The sequence below is a fragment of the Psychrobacter urativorans genome, assembly GCF_001298525.1.
GTDB classification, from domain to species: domain Bacteria; phylum Pseudomonadota; class Gammaproteobacteria; order Pseudomonadales; family Moraxellaceae; genus Psychrobacter; species Psychrobacter urativorans_A.
Genome location: NZ_CP012678.1, coordinates 377,885 through 393,291, shown reverse-complemented (window position 1 = coordinate 393,291; position 15,407 = coordinate 377,885). Strand labels below are relative to the sequence as shown.

Below are 15,407 nucleotides of genomic sequence, written 5' to 3'. Positions count from 1 at the left end.
TAATAAAAAAAGACCCAGTAATGTAATTTACTGGGTCTTTTTTTATTGTAGACAGCAATTATTTCTATTTCTGACCACTGATAACTAACACCTGATAATTATGAGCCAGCAAGTATTAGCCTGATTTTTTATTATTATAGGTTTGGTCTTGCAGGGTCTCATAAGTCGTGTCTAAGATATCCTGACACCATACGGGCAGATTACTCGCCATCTTATACCACATCCATGTACCATCACGCACACAATCTAAAATACCGAGTTTTTTTAAATGATTCAGATGTCGTGATACGGTTGGCTGTGGCTGATCGAGCATATCGACGAGCTCTTGCACACAGCGGGCTTGTTTTTGAAATAAAATTTGGAACAGCCTAAGACGAGTGGGGTCAGATAGGACTTTAAACAACTCAAGGGGCTGCATAGTAAACCGAGAATTAGACATAGAGTATTTCCCAAAAAATGCATAACGGCTGATGAGTGTAGACAAATATTAAACTTTATGAACACCGGTCTTTATTTCCAGCTTGTCGCTATTTTACCACCTTTCATCAAAAAAATTAGTAATGGTTACATTATTATAATAATACTCATAAAAAAAATTTTCTAAAAGTTATTGTAAATGGTAATAATTATCGTTATTATAATAACCGCTCAGTAAAATTATTTAAGAGTTTGATTGTTAAGCCAATAAAAACTGCGCTCATAACAGCTAGCCATAGTAGACATAACAGTAGGAGTCAGCACATGTACGTATGTATCTGTAATAACGTGAAAGATAAGCAAATCCAAGCGGCAATCGCTTCTGGTATTGATACCCTTGATGGTTTAAAAGATACGCTCGACGTGGCGACATGCTGTGGGTGTTGTGAGCCGATGGTGAATGATTATCTTTATGAACATCATGCCAATCTTGATGTGTTAGCCTTTGCAGTTTAACGATTATGCCCTAATTTTTTCATCTTATTAATAGCCTTACTTTTATATTATCTTGCTTTTTATATTGGATAAAGTAGGGCTTTCTGCTTTTTTATCACTCCTAATCTCATTACCGTCCATTCATCTCTTTATTCACTACTAATATAATTGAGACTACATCACACCACACTGGCGTTAGCTGGTTATTATTCTCAATTGGTATCTTATTCTTAGTTCCTAATGTTACAAGCCCTATGTTATCCATATGCTACACTGATTGTCTGACCATATCAGACATTTTGTCGTTTCTGATATTTAGTGTTTGGTAGTTGTTTTCTGGTAATTAATCATCGGTTTTTACTAATAAGTTTACCATCCATACTGTTGTTGCTATTTTTACGTTAAATCTGATGGACAAGGGTAAGCTGAATAATAAGGGAGTACACGTTATGATAGGCAGCCAAAAAGTCATTGATTATTTAAATTTTCTACTTGGTGGTGAGCTGGCGGCTCGTGACCAGTATTTCATTCATTCTGAGATGTATGCTGAATGGCATTTTGGTAAGCTGTATGATCGTATCAGCCATGAAATGCACGACGAAACCTTGCATGCCCAAGCTATTATTCGCCGTATTTTAATGCTGAGCGGCGCGCCAAAAATGACGGTTAATGAGATTCATATTGGCAGTACCGTTCCTGAGATGTTGCAGTTTGACCTTAATCTTGAATATGAAGTGCAACAACATCTGAAAGACGGCATTGTATTATGCGAAGAAGAACGCGATTATGTCACCCGCGAGATGTTGGTGATACAGCTCAAAGACACTGAAGAAGACCATGCCCATTGGCTTGAACAGCAGTTGCGACTCATTGATATGATAGGTCTACCCAATTATCTACAAAGCCAAATGGCTGAAGTATCGCCTAATCTTGCCTAATTGGCTAGGCTAGCTAAAAGCGGTAGCAAGTCAGCATTATGAGCTTAATGATAATAAACAGGGAGAGAGATCATGAAAGGTGATAAAGCAGTCATTCAGGCGTTAAATAAGGTACTCGGGCAGTCACTTATTGCGATTAACCAGTACTTTTTGCATGCACGCGTGGCGCGTCACTGGGGACTGGAAGCGTTAAACGATTCGTTTTACCATCAGTCTATTCAAGAGATGAAATGGTCAGATGATTTAATCGAGCGTATTTTGCTCTTAGAAGGTCTGCCGAATCTGCAAGATTTAGGAAAAATCCTAATAGGTGAAGACGTACCGGAAATTATTGAGTGCAACTTACGCTTAGAAAAACAAAAGCTAGCTATCATTACTGATGCCATTACCTTATGTGAACAGCACCGCGACTATGTATCGCGCCAACTGTTGGTAAAACTGAAAGATGGCAACGAAGAGTATGAGGATTGGCTGGATACTCAAGAAGACCTTATGAAAGAGGTTGGGCTGCAAAACTATATTCAATCACAGATGAGTGATGATAAAGCGCCTTAATATGATATAGATTAAAGCTAAATAAGCTCTTCAAACTTGCCAGCAGTCGTTTTATAAAGCGACTGCTGGCTTTTTTGTGTCTGATTTTCAATTATATTTTTGACTAATATATCTTCGACTCAAATGGTTGTCTTTAATACAAGCCGCGACCATCTTCTGGTTTTAAGCGTAAGAAATACATCCCTGAGAGAATGGTCATCCCGCCCAATATCCAGTAAGTGATATGAAAAGCAATAAGCGTATCTATATGTAGGCGTTCACGCAATAAGTTCAGCATTGCCGCGCCAAAGGCGATACCAAAGCTGATGGCTAACTGTTGGTTGACCGCCATCAAGCTGTTACCACTACTCGTTTGTGTGCCTTGTAAATCACCAATGGTAATAGTGTTCATGGCGCTGAATTGCATAGAGTTACAAGCGCCCATTAACGTTAATACAGGTATAAACCAAGGCCAATGGGCAGGATTATTGAACTGTGCCAACATAATGATTAAAACGCCTAATAAAAAGGTGTTATAGACCAAAACCGTCCGATAACTATAGCGCTGAATAAGCTTGCTCACAAAAGGTTTCACACTAATCGCGCCTACCGCAATAGGCGCCAGTAACCAACCTGCTTGTGAGGGTGAAAATTCAAACACCACCTGTAATAACAGGGGTAATAAAAACGGTACGGCACTGATACCTAAACGCGTAAATAAATTACCCGTAATCCCAATTCGAAAGGTACGGATACTAAACAAGCTCAAAGAAAATAATGGGAATTGTTGACGTTTCGCGTGCCAAACATACGCACCCAGCAGAACGGAGGATATCAAGACAAACAGGAGACTATAAAGACCACGACCCGTTTGTGATGCAAACTCAACAGCTAGTGTAAACCCACATGCCGCCGCCGCAAATAATATAAAGCCTGACCAATCAAGGCGCTTGGTATCTTCAAATAACGCTGGTACTAATTTTTTCCCTAGTATAAAACCGACGATGCCCATCGGAATATTTATCAAAAATATCCAGTGCCAACTGGCGTACTGCACCAAATAACCACCCAGTAATGGTCCAACTAATGGCGCAATAAGTGCTGGAATGACCGCAAAATTCATCACCGTTAACAGCTGATTGCGCGGATAAGACTTCACTAAAATTAAGCGCGCCACTGGTGTCATCATCGCACCACCAAGCGCTTGCAAAATTCTTGCACTAATTAAAAAGTTCAAAGTAGACGAGACTGCACAGAGTAGTGAGCCAATACAAAATATAATTATCGCGGATAAGAAAACACGACGTGTCCCATATTTATCGGCTAAAAATCCACTAATGGGAATAAAGATAGCTAACGTTAAGGCATAACTGATGACTGCCCACTGCATTTTTAGCGGTGACTCACCAAGCGCTTTCGCCATTTGCGGTAGCGCGGTGTTTAATATCGTGGCATCTAAAATCTGCATAAATAGCGCCACTGCCAGTACATAAGGCAGATATTTACTTTGTACTGCTGTTAATGTCACCATATAACCATCACCATCAATTTAAACCTTTTTAAACTTTTCATGACAGCGCATTGATAACACACCTATCACAATTTCTATTACTATTTTATCGGTCAGTTTTATCTCACCATAACCCACATTATAAGAATAAGCCTAGAGTAATAAAAGATGAGCAAGGTAACCGTCTCCATACTAAAAAGGCAAATATTCAGCTTAAAAAAGGCTACATTAGTTACATGAGAGGACTGTCACCAATAGGCATACTCTCGCTATAGTAAAATAATGCTGTATTTACCATCAGTACGATCTAAAAACCTAAATAGCAGTAATGGCACTACTCAATTATCAATTAATACCCAATCAACATTCATTTAGAACAAGGACTATCTCATGAGTAAGAATAGTAAAGAGACTGATATGACTTCTACGGCAGCAGATACTAGCTATAAACTGCCTAAAGTATGGACAAATGATAAAGAAAATGGTGGCAAATTCGCAAGTACCAATAGTCCAACGGCTGGCGCGCGCCATGAGCAGACGCTACCAGTAGGCGATGCGCCACTACAGCTGTACTCACTGAACACCCCAAACGGGGTGAAAGTAAATATTTTATTAGAAGAGTTGGCTGAACTGGGTATCAAAGAAGCAGCCTATGATGCTTACCAAATTGATATCTCAGCAGGAGATCAGTTTGGCTCAGATTTTGTCGCGATTAATCCTAACTCAAAGATTCCAGCGTTAGTTGATTATTCCGCTGTCGATGCGGCAAATAATAAAAATGAGCCTATCAAGCTTTTCGAGTCTGGTGCCATTTTATTATATTTAGCAGAAAAATTTGGCAAATTTGTGCCTCTGACCCAAGGGCACGCGCGCGCAGAGTGCTTGTCTTGGCTTATGTGGCAAGTAGGTAGTGCACCATTTTTAGGGGGCGGCTTTGGACATTTTTATGCCTATGCTCCCGAGCCGATGGAATATCCCATCAATCGTTATACGATGGAAACCAAACGTCAGCTTGATGTACTTAATCAGCATCTTAAAAATAACAAATATATGTGCGGCAATAATGACTCAGACTATAATATTGCCGACATCATTATTTGGGCGTGGTATGGGCAATTGGTGCTGGGTAAACTTTACGATGCAGCTGAATTCTTACAAGTGGATAGCTACCCACATGTACAGCGCTGGGCGCAAGACATTGCCAAACGCCCTGCGGTGAAGCGTGGTGTGGATTTATCTTTAAAACCCATTAACTAACGTATAATGTGTAGATAAGTGCTGTTATCTAAAATGAGTAAAAAATTTAACAAGACAGATAGGTTTTTAACTTATTTGTCTTATTTTTTTATTAATTTAAATAAACTTATGTTCTTCAATAAAATTAACTTACTTATTGATTTACACAATGGTACATTAGTACAACAGATAGAAACATCGCTAGGTTAAGATAACAGCGTGCTGCTGCAAGGAAATCATTTTTTACTTTCTCTGTTGACGAGTACCAACTATGAACAATACTCCAAACCAACTGACGCAAGCGTATTTGCTGGTTAGCGCCAATAACGATATCTCTAACTCCAATAATATAATTAAGACAAGAAAATTAATGATAAAAAATAAAATGCTACTATCCACATTAACCGCCGTTAGTGCCGCTTTATTTAGCCCCCTTACTATGGCTGCTGCACCTGTTGATTTTACTTACCAAGACTGGCAAGTGGTCTGTGATAACACACGGACTTGCAGGCTGGCAGGGTATCAAGCGGAGGAAAACAGCGATTTTCCGGTATCGGTACTATTGATTCGACATGCTGGTGCTAATGCAGGCGTAATTGGAAAAGTAAAACTCGGCGGTGCTAAAGACAGCTCTTCTAAAGCCTTGCTACAATTGGGTAACCGTCACCGTATTTCATTATTTATCAATGATAAAAATTTAGGTGAGACCAAAGCTTTTTCAGCAGCAGCAGGTGACGCAGATTTTACTTCAGCGCAAGTTACCGCGCTGCTTGACGCGCTCACCAAATCGAGCAAGATTGAGTTGGTACTGCGTAACTCGCGCTGGCAGTTGTCTGATAAAGGTGCAACGGCTGTGATGCTAAAAGCGGATGAGGCACAAGGACGCATAGGCACAACCAGCGCTTTTATCAGCGCTAATAAAGCCAGTAAACCGAATAATAGTGTACTGCCACCTAAACCTGCGCCACAACTGCGCTTAGTCACACCGAATCCTAAGGCTAACTCGACGAGTAATAAAAAATTCAGCATGAAGTCTTCACAGTTATCCGCTTTAATGCAAAGCACGATAAAAGACGTGGATAGTGACTGTCCGAACTTAGCGGATCAATCACCGTGGCAGGTCAGTCGCCTGAATGGTACGCAATTATTGGTGCAGCATGATTGTTGGATGGCGGCATATAATACGGGTGCTGGCATGTGGGTCATGAACGATAGCAAACCTTATAACCCAGTACTGGTCACCACCAGTGCAACAGATTACGACAGTGGTAAAATCAGTTCGGTACAAAAAGGGCGCGGTATCGGTGATTGTTTAAGTAAAACCTATTGGATTTGGACAGGAACGCGTTTTACCAAAAGCCATGAAAGCACAACAGGTCTATGCCGTATGATAGAGGCGGGCGGTGCATGGCAACTGCCCACTTATACGACGGAAGTAAAAACATTGCGTTAACAACATAAGGCTTATGAAAATAAATCAAAAATAAATGCCCATATAATATTTACTGTGCTATACTGCGTCCCCACGTTAGCTTAGACTGACGTGAATTATGAGATTGATAACATCGCCTGCGATTTTGGGTCTAGGATGACCAAGAGTAATTGTTGCCGATGATTTTGTGTACTTAAATAATCCTATTATTTTTGACTCATATCTTATCTACTAGTATGTACTAGATTGGTTGTGGTTTGCGTTTATCTGCTTTGGACAAAGCATAGATGGACTGTAAATAACAGACAAGGGTAAGACACTCGGCACTACCACCAAAATACGTCAGACAGCATTCCTACTTATTTATCATTATTTTGATAACAAGCTGGCATGATGAACGGTTATCAGTGGTGTGCATCAAGTTTGCTGAATTTACAGCAGCTTATACCACCAAGGATACACATGACTGACATCTTATCTGCAATCGCTGCTGAAAACGGCATCATCGAAAACACTGACACCGCAACTACTTCAGACAATAATAATACTCAAGCGCCTGCTAATGACGCTGCTGAAGACAACAAAACCACCTTTACTGACCTTAATATTGCCAAGCCAATTCTTATTGCGCTTGATCGCAGTGGTTATACTCATCCAACACCTATCCAAGCAGAAGCTATTCCTTTTGCTCTAGCTGGTCGTGACCTTTTATTATCTGCGCAAACGGGTAGTGGTAAAACCGCTGCATTCGTTATCCCAGTACTTGATCGTTTGAGCCGTGCAACCAGCTTCGATAAATTAACTAAAGCCCTTATCCTAACGCCAACCCGTGAACTTGCTCAGCAAGTACATGATAGCGTTCGCACCTATTCTAAAGACATGCGCGGTCTATTCTGCGTACCATTAGTGGGCGGCGCACCATACAACGGTCAGATTACAGCGTTGAAAAAAGGCGTTCAAGTCATTGTTGCAACCCCAGGTCGTTTACTTGACCATATCAATGCTGGTCGCGTAGATTTATCAACGCTTGAAGTATTGGTACTTGACGAAGCGGATCGCATGTTAGACATGGGTTTTGCTGATGATATCAATGATATCCTAAAAGCTGCACCGAGCAGCCGTCAAACCATCATGTGTTCAGCAACTTGGGATGGTCCTGTTGGCAAAATCGCAGCAAGCTTCACCAAAAACCCTGAGCGCGTTTCAATTAAAGTTGAATCTGCACACATTGAAGAAAAAGTATATTACTGTGATGATTTTGATCACAAAAACCGTTTGCTTGATAAAATCGTTTGTGCCAAAGATATGGAACAAATCATTATCTTTGCTGCAACCAAACGTAGCACTGAAAAATTAGCAAAATCGTTACAAGAACAAGGTCATAAAGCCAGCTTCTTACATGGTGATTTGCCACAAAGCAAGCGTAACCGCATTGTGCAAGACCTACGTAACGGTAAATGTAAAATCCTAGTAGCGACTGACGTTGCTGCCCGTGGTCTTGACGTGCCAGCGTTATCGCATGTTATCAACTACGATTTACCACGCCAAACTGAAGATTACGTGCATCGTATCGGTCGTTGTGGTCGTGCCGGTCGTACTGGTGTTGCTATCAGCTTATGCAGCATGGATGACCGTCCACAGCTTAACGCGATTAATCGTTATTTAGATCGTAAAATGGAAGTCTGTATCATTGAAGGTATGGAAGCTAAGAAAACGTACGTACCTAGCGATAATAAAGGCAGCCCACGTGGTCGCGGTCGTGGTCGTTCAAACGGCGGCGGTAATGGTCAAGGTCGTGGTCGCTCAAGCGGTGGCTATCAAGGTAATCCTGCTAATGCTCGTGGTCGCTCAAGTGACAGCGCAGCAACGGGTCAACGCGCCAGCAATGACAGCGGTTATGCCGGTAAGCCACGTGATACATCTGGCAAACCAAGTGAGCGTTCAGGTGGCAAGCCGTATCAAGGCAAGCGCACTGGTGCTCCTAGCCGTGGCGATAGCACTGGCGTTCCACGTGGTGAGCGTGCTGCAACGGGTCGTGGTCGTCCAAGCGGTAGCCAAGGTCGTCCAGCCAGCCGTACAGGTGGTAATGGTCGTCCAAACGGTGGCAACCGTGGTAACACCTCTTCATAAGCCTATTCATTTAGTTGCTTACTAGATACTCTATTAAAAAGCCAGATACTTGTTATCTGGCTTTTTTGTGTCTGTGTTTACGTCTAGACAATACTTAATGCTTAGGTCTGTCTGATTTAAATGCCTGCTTTTATGTCGTTTTAGCCTTATATATACTGACAATTTTTTCTGTAATTTGGAGCGATGCGATGCGTGCCATTTCTGACTTAGCCATAGAAAGCCTGCCTGTAGCGTTTGGTATTATCATGGCTATTATTGGCTTGGTCTTTTATACCCAAGGCTTACCGGGTAAATTCTGGCGACGTTTTTATGCCGTTCTTCCAGGTATTGTCTTATGCTGCTTTATACCGGCAACGTTAAACAGTCTTGGCGTTTTTGCGGATGGTATTGGCTCGCAAATTTATAATTTCACGGCTACTTATTTATTGCCTGCAAGCTTATTGTTGATGACCTTATCGATGGATGTACCCAAAATACTAGGGCTAGGCTGGAAAGCTATTGCCATGTTTTTGGCGGCAACCGTGGCAATTATCATTAGTGGTCCAATAAGCTTAGGGTTGGCAAAGTGGGTGTCGCCTGATATGTTTACCGATGACACGCTTTGGCGTGGATTTTCAGCCGTTGCGGGCAGTTGGATTGGCGGCGCGGCAAACCAAGCAGCCATGAAAGAGCTGTTTGGGGTTAGTGATAACTTGTTTGGGATGATGATTTTGGTTGATACCACCAATGCATCGTTATGGCTGCTGGCTATATTGGTCATGGCAAAGCACAGTGATAAGATTGACCGTTGGTTAAAGGCAGATACCAGTAGTATTGATAAAGTCATTACCGCTGTTGAGAACTATGAGCGCGATCATGCGCGTCCTGCAACTTTAAATGATTTGATGGTGATGTTTGGACTGTGTTTTGCCATGGTTGGCTTAGCACATTTTGCCGGAGAACAAATCGCAGCATTTTTTGCACCATATGCATGGGCAGTGCAATATAGCTTTGCTAGCGCGTTTTTTTGGATGGTGGTGATGATTACCTTAATCGGTGTCGTTTTTTCTTTTACTAAAATTAGACGACTCGATCACGTCGGTGCGTCGAAAATTGGTACAGTTTTCATTTTCGTATTAATTGCGGCTATTGGGATGCAAATAAATCTTGCCGGTATTGTCTCTCAATGGCGATTATTGCTCATCGGTTTTGTATGGATGGTTATCCACGTTATTATTGTTTTTGCAGTTGCTAGAATCACTCGTGCGCCGTTTTTCTTTTTGGCGGTTGGTTCCAATGCCAATACTGGCGGGGCGTCGTCAGCACCAATTGTTGCCACTGCTTTTCATCCGTCACTTGCGCCAGTTGGGGTATTTTTAGGGATTCTTGGCTATGCGATGGGCACGGTAGGGGGTTATATCAGCACGCAATTGATGCGCTTGGTGGTCAGTTAAGGGTAAATGAGTTTCTACGGTCAGTTAATTTCTAATATTGATAGATAATATAAAAAGGAGCAGCCGTTAAACTTTGACGCATTGCTCCTTTTTTATTTTTATAAATACTAACCCTTAGCTATGTTTGTCGAATAGTTAAGTCCAATAATCATCAGGGCAGGCGGGCAGCTCAATCAAGCTGCGCCGTATGGCTTCTGCCCACTCGTAACGCAGGATATTAAAATAAGCATCATGTTCATCAATACGTCGACCTTTTGGCAAGATTAAGCTGTCATTTTGATAAATCACCACATCAATGGGCATGCCAACGGACAAGTTTGAATGAATGGTAGAGTCAAAGGACAACATCAGCGCCCGCATCGCATGCTTAACATCGGTATCATAAGTGACGGCACGATCCAAAATGGGCTTGCCGTATTTACTTTCGCCGAGCTGAAAAAATGGGGTATCTTGGGTGGCTCGGATGCAATTGCCTTCAGGGTAAATCATATATAATTCAGGCAGTTGTCCTTTTATCTGACCACCCAGCATAAATGAGCTGGTAAATGTGCTGCTACTGGGGTCATTGGCAATCATTTTGGCATGATTCATGACGTTACGCATACATTCGCCAACCATTTGCGCGGCATCGAACAAGGTGGCGACTGTATGTAGATTGCTCTCTTGGCGCTGGTCTATATCATGCTGAATCTTGGTAAAGACCGCTTGCGACGTTGCTAAGCTACCAGCCGTTTGCAGCACAATAAAGCGTTCGCCCTCAACTCCGTATTGATACAGCTTTCTAAAGGTTGAGATATGATCCACGCCAGCATTGGTACGCGTGTCGCTGGCAAAAATCATGCCGTCTTTTAGGCGAATAGCGGCGCAATAGGTCATTAAACTTCCTTAATTATAAATAACAGTAATTATAGATAATAACTATAAACAACCATCAATCGTACCGTTGTGATATCAGTTAAGATAAACGTGTCACCAATACTTGACTGTAGAGATTTTCGTAACCACCGCCCATGCGCACCCCGCGTACTGGCGCGGCATCCAAATAATCACGTCCAATGGCTACGTACACATGCGAGCTTGGCGCAAACAGCTGATTGGAGACATCAAAAGTATACCAGTAACCATCTAGCCAAACCTCTGCCCACGCATGGCTTGCCATATGGTTTTCGGTATCATCATACAGATAGCCGGACACGTAACGCGCGGGGATATGCTGGTCACGACAGCAGCCGATAAACACATGGGTATGGTCTTGGCAGACACCTGCACCAATGGCAAAGGCTTCAGTAGCCGTGGTGCCAACATGAGTCATGTCCTTGATAAAGGGCATCTTGGTAATCAGGTCGGCAGCCATTGCTTTTAAATGGTCATGAGTGGGGTCTTTGAGATAAGGCGCAGCAAAAGCACGCATAGCGGCTGAGCACTCAGTTAACGGACTTTGGACGGTAAATAGCAAGTAGGGGACGTGTGCCATATCTTCTAAGCGTTCGGTATCGGTATTTATTTCGACGATACCTGATGCTTGCATCTGTAGATTATTATGTGCCTCATTGCGGCTGAGGGTCAGCCAGTCATTACCAAAGCCGTCTTTTTGGTTAGTGGCTACTTTAGGCAGCATGACACTCCATTGGTGAATAATTTGATGCGGCATCTGCATGGGAGTCATGCGAATATACTGCACGCTCCGATACGCCAGCTCGCCATAGTAATAGTTGGTTTGATGGCTGATTTGTAATTTCATAGCGTTATCCTATTTTAATTATTCTTTTATAGCGGTTATCTACTTTTATTAAAGGGAATGACGTACACCCTTAAACACCTTGGCGTAATATGAGGTTAAATTCTTGGCTAATACGCGTAAAATCACTGAATTTTTCTGATTTAATCATCTGATTCGTCAGGCGCATCAGTTCACGCCAGCGCGTATTCTCTGGCAATTCATTGATCCAATGTTTGAATTCAAGACTGGCGCTCATCGCTTCCTCGTTATTTAACAACACCGCGCGCTCAAGCCGCTCAAAGTGTCGTCCTAATTGCCAAAAGCAGGTGACAGTACTATGCTCTTGGTCCATGGCGGCATTACAAGCATGCAACTGTAACGTTGCCGCTCGATATGTGCCAGCGCTGGCAAGCCGCTTAATTAAGTTATATAACTCAGCGGTATCTTTACCGATAACGCCTTTTGCCTCTTGAATATTGGTTTCAATCGATTGAATCACGTTAGGAATACGTTGCTGTTCTAAGTCGTATATTAGTTGCGCTTTCATCGTTTTGAGTGACGCATTGCTATCGGCAATAAAGCCTAAATGACTAACCAAGTGCTGTACTTGGGACTTTTTCAAATCGCCTTTAATCAGCTGCTTCATGATGCTGTCATAGTAATAAAGCCGGTCACTATAGCGTCCCAACCAAACTAGATGGCTTGCTGTTGATAGGAGCAAAATCATTGGTGCGTCATCGCGACCTTCATAGCCGGCTTCTATAGGCTGCGCCCGATCATAATAGCTGGCGTGGTAGGTAGCGTTGCTGTCTAGTGTTAAAGGCGGTTTATTTGCAGCGCGTGTATGGCTACTTAAAGCCGTAGATAAATGGCTATCATCAATAATCCAGGTGTCTTTGATACCGCCACCTTGAGAAGAATTAACCACAAGAGAACCTTCAACCATTGCTACACGGGTTAAGCCGCCCGGTACAATATCCACGGTGCCATCGCCATGACTTAGGATAAAGGGACGCAAGTCAATATGGCGTGGGGCAATACCATCGCTAATGGCAGTAGGATTGGTCGATAGGGCAATGGTCGGCTGCGCAATAAAGCCGCTCGGATTGTCTAATAAGCGCTTACGATACGCTTCAATCTCTGGCTTACTTGAGGTAGGACCAATCAGCATCCCATAGCCGCCAGAGCCTTGCGTTTCTTTCACTACTAGCTTATCTAAATTATCGAGCACGTATTGTAGTTCGTCAGGCTTGCGGCATTGATAGGTTGTGATATTGGGTAAAATAGGCTTTTCACCCAAATAAAACTCAATCATATCCGGGACAAAAGGATATAAGCTCTTATCGTCTGCCACGCCTGTACCTGGCGCATTAACGATAACCACATTGCCTGCACGATAGGCGCTCATTAACCCTGATACGCCTAAAATAGAATCGGAGCGAAATGCCAAAGGGTCAATATACGGATCATCAATACGCCGATAAATGATATCGACTTGTAATTTGCCACGAATCCCTTGCATATAAACCTTGCTGTCCTCAACCACCAAATCATAGCCATGCACCAGTGGTACATTCATCTCATGCGCCAAAAAAGCATGCTCATAATATGCACTATTAAAGCGCCCAGGAGTTAAAATAACAATTTGTGGGTCATATTTACTGGTAGCGCTGGCAAGACAGGCTTTAAGACGTTGTGGATAATCACTGACGCCCAAAATAGGGGTGTGGGCAAACAAATCGGCGAGTAGCGTCTCTGAAATATTACGACTCTCCAGCATATATGAGACGCCTGAAGGAGTACGCAAATTATCCTCTAGCACGCAAAAACGCCCTGTCTCATCACGAATTAAATCAATACCGCTGATATGAGAGTAAATGGGTTTATCAAGGGTAATTCCCATCATCCACGGCTCGTAGCAGCCACTGGCATAGACATAGCTTGCTGGCACGATACCGGCTTTCATAATCGCTTGGTCGTGGTAAATATCATGCAAAAAGGCGTTCAGCGCGGTGATACGCTGCTTACAACCAGCCTCTATCTGTTGCCATTCACTAGCAGCAATGATACGAGGGATAATATCAAACGGTATCATGCGCTCGATATTTTTTGCATCGCTATAGACGGTAAAAGTGACACCTTTACGGTAGAAAATATCCGCTGCTTGCTCATTAAGGTGATTTAAGGTATTGATATTATTATTATCTAGCCAGCTGCCAACGGTTTTAGCAATAGGGCGATAATGTCCGCTACTATCTTGCAACTCATCAAAACTTGATTGAGTCTCCGTTTCTTTTACCTGTTCCTTTGGTTTCTCAGGCGTTTTATCGTGAATAGTAGACGCGGTTAGGAGCTCATCTTTGCTTTGAGACTGATTTTGCGCAGCAGCTTCAATAGCATTTTTATTATTGGTTAATGATTGATTTTGACTTTGGGACTGACTTGATTTTTTTTTCATAACAACCTCACGCATCCTTGACAATAGTTATCCTTTATAAAAGAAACTATAACGCGTACAAAGTGCAATACACAATAATTGTTAGGTAAGAAAGTTAACAGAAATGATAAAAGTTTGCATAATTTGCTTAATAAAGGGAATAGGAAGTTACAGAACGTTGTCATTCTGATTTTGACGGATGATATCATGTGGCATATTGACGCAAGGCATAGAGTCCAAAGGGTTAGTGAAATTGTATTTTAAGCAAGGATAAATACAGCATGTTCGACATCATAAAAGACTGGCGCAATCGGCATATTTTGAATAGTAGTGAGTTTACCCATGATGATTGGATGCAAGCCGCCAAGCGTATTGTGATACTGGATAGATTAAATGATGATGAACTGGTGCGTCTGTTTGAGCTGGCGACTTTGTTTTTGGCGGATAAATCCATCACGGGCGCACAAGGTTTTGAAATTACCAATGCGGTCAAGCAATCGATTGCCTTGCAAGCCTGTTTGCCAATCCTTAATCTAAGTCTTGAATGGTATGCTGGTTGGTCTTCTGTTATTATTTATCCTGGCTCATATAAAAGTGAAATCACTACTGTAGATGAGTTTGGTATTGTCCATGAGGGCAGTCAACATCGCAGTGGCGAAGCGTGGCTGCGTGGTCCTGTTATTCTGTCATGGAAGGATGCCAAAAATTCAGGCGAGCGAGATGGTCACAATGTCGTCATTCATGAGTTTGTGCATAAGCTCGATATGCTAAATGGTAGCGCCAATGGTTTTCCGCCATTGCAATCAGATATGAACCCTAAGCGCTGGACTGAGGTAATGACGCGTGATTTTGAGGACTTTCAGCGCCATCGTAAATCAGGGCTCGATCGTTATGGCGCAACCAATCCGGCTGAGTTTTTTGCGGTACTGAGTGAAGTGTTTTTTGAGACACCGCAGAAGTTAATAGACGCTTATCCTGAGATTTATGAGTTGATGGTAAAGTTCTTTTTGCAAACACCACTTCAGCCCAAACTATAAGATTTAGTTTTCTCAAAAATCGAATATAAAGCTATTTATAAAATAGAGATACAAGCAAATAAAAAGGGCAGGGCATCAATTAAATGAC

The 15,407-nt window shown here is 42.3% G+C and carries 13 protein-coding genes and 1 pseudogene; 8 read left to right on the top strand and 6 right to left on the bottom strand.

The window, feature by feature from the left end; genetic code table 11:
• Nucleotides 1–115 precede the first annotated feature (115 nt).
• Complete coding sequence (locus AOC03_RS01710) at nt 116–439, bottom strand: ArsR/SmtB family transcription factor (RefSeq protein ID WP_062533318.1); 324 nt, start codon at nt 437–439, stop codon at nt 116–118.
• 302 nt (nt 440–741) lie between these two features.
• Between AOC03_RS01710 and AOC03_RS01705 the strand changes: the two genes are divergently transcribed.
• The 3 genes from AOC03_RS01705 (at nt 742) to bfr (AOC03_RS01695) (ending at nt 2,405) form a co-directional block, all read left to right on the top strand.
• Nucleotides 742–933, top strand: a complete 192-nt coding sequence (locus tag AOC03_RS01705) for a (2Fe-2S)-binding protein (RefSeq protein WP_062533317.1) — start codon at nt 742–744, stop codon at nt 931–933.
• Between the two features lie 428 nt (nt 934–1,361).
• Nucleotides 1,362–1,850 (top strand): bacterioferritin, encoded by a 489-nt coding sequence (bfr, locus tag AOC03_RS01700; protein WP_062533316.1) that lies wholly within the window; start codon nt 1,362–1,364, stop codon nt 1,848–1,850.
• Between the two features lie 72 nt (nt 1,851–1,922).
• Nucleotides 1,923–2,405: a bacterioferritin gene (gene bfr, locus AOC03_RS01695; RefSeq protein ID WP_062533315.1), complete on the top strand. Its 483-nt coding sequence runs from the start codon at nt 1,923–1,925 to the stop codon at nt 2,403–2,405.
• Nucleotides 2,406–2,538: 133 nt separating this feature from the next.
• Here the strand turns inward: bfr (AOC03_RS01695) and AOC03_RS01690 are convergent, their stop codons facing one another.
• Nucleotides 2,539–3,915, bottom strand: coding sequence for a DHA2 family efflux MFS transporter permease subunit (locus tag AOC03_RS01690; RefSeq protein WP_062533314.1), 1,377 nt, complete (start codon nt 3,913–3,915; stop codon nt 2,539–2,541).
• Between the two features lie 369 nt (nt 3,916–4,284).
• Between AOC03_RS01690 and yghU the strand changes: the two genes are divergently transcribed.
• The 4 genes from yghU to AOC03_RS01670 all read left to right on the top strand — a co-directional run bounded on the left by yghU (nt 4,285) and on the right by AOC03_RS01670 (nt 10,125).
• Nucleotides 4,285–5,151 carry a glutathione-dependent disulfide-bond oxidoreductase gene (yghU, locus tag AOC03_RS01685; RefSeq protein WP_062533313.1) on the top strand — a complete coding sequence of 289 codons (867 nt, stop codon included), beginning with the start codon at nt 4,285–4,287 and terminating at the stop codon, nt 5,149–5,151.
• Nucleotides 5,152–5,401: 250 nt separating this feature from the next.
• A complete protein-coding gene (locus AOC03_RS01680; RefSeq protein WP_062533312.1) occupies nt 5,402–6,583 on the top strand; it encodes a DUF1176 domain-containing protein in 1,182 nt (393 codons plus the stop codon).
• Nucleotides 6,584–7,024: 441 nt separating this feature from the next.
• Nucleotides 7,025–8,692 carry a DEAD/DEAH box helicase gene (locus AOC03_RS01675; protein ID WP_062533311.1) on the top strand — a complete coding sequence of 556 codons (1,668 nt, stop codon included), beginning with the start codon at nt 7,025–7,027 and terminating at the stop codon, nt 8,690–8,692.
• 188 nt (nt 8,693–8,880) lie between these two features.
• Entirely contained in the window at nt 8,881–10,125 is a 1,245-nt protein-coding gene (locus tag AOC03_RS01670; protein WP_062533310.1) for a DUF819 domain-containing protein, read from the top strand.
• A 135-nt stretch (nt 10,126–10,260) separates the two neighbouring features.
• Here AOC03_RS01670 and AOC03_RS01665 read toward each other — a convergent pair whose 3' ends face one another.
• The 4 genes and pseudogenes from AOC03_RS01665 to AOC03_RS01655 all read right to left on the bottom strand — a co-directional run.
• Entirely contained in the window at nt 10,261–11,001 is a 741-nt protein-coding gene (locus tag AOC03_RS01665; RefSeq protein ID WP_062533309.1) for a peptidase, read from the bottom strand.
• Between the two features lie 79 nt (nt 11,002–11,080).
• The gene (locus AOC03_RS01660; RefSeq protein ID WP_062533308.1) at nt 11,081–11,866 is read right to left on the bottom strand and encodes a transglutaminase family protein; all 786 of its coding nucleotides are present in this window, start codon (nt 11,864–11,866) and stop codon (nt 11,081–11,083) included.
• Between the two features lie 70 nt (nt 11,867–11,936).
• Nucleotides 11,937–12,572, bottom strand: coding sequence for an alpha-E domain-containing protein (locus AOC03_RS13035; RefSeq protein ID WP_420480447.1), 636 nt, complete (start codon nt 12,570–12,572; stop codon nt 11,937–11,939).
• Nucleotides 12,573–12,719: 147 nt separating this feature from the next.
• Nucleotides 12,720–14,303: pseudogene (locus AOC03_RS01655) on the bottom strand (circularly permuted type 2 ATP-grasp protein); the annotation flags it as partial.
• A gap of 260 nt (nt 14,304–14,563) precedes the next feature.
• Here AOC03_RS01655 and AOC03_RS01650 point away from each other — a divergent pair.
• Nucleotides 14,564–15,319 (top strand): zinc-dependent peptidase, encoded by a 756-nt coding sequence (locus AOC03_RS01650; protein ID WP_062533307.1) that lies wholly within the window; start codon nt 14,564–14,566, stop codon nt 15,317–15,319.
• The last annotated feature ends 88 nt before the right edge of the window (nt 15,320–15,407 follow it).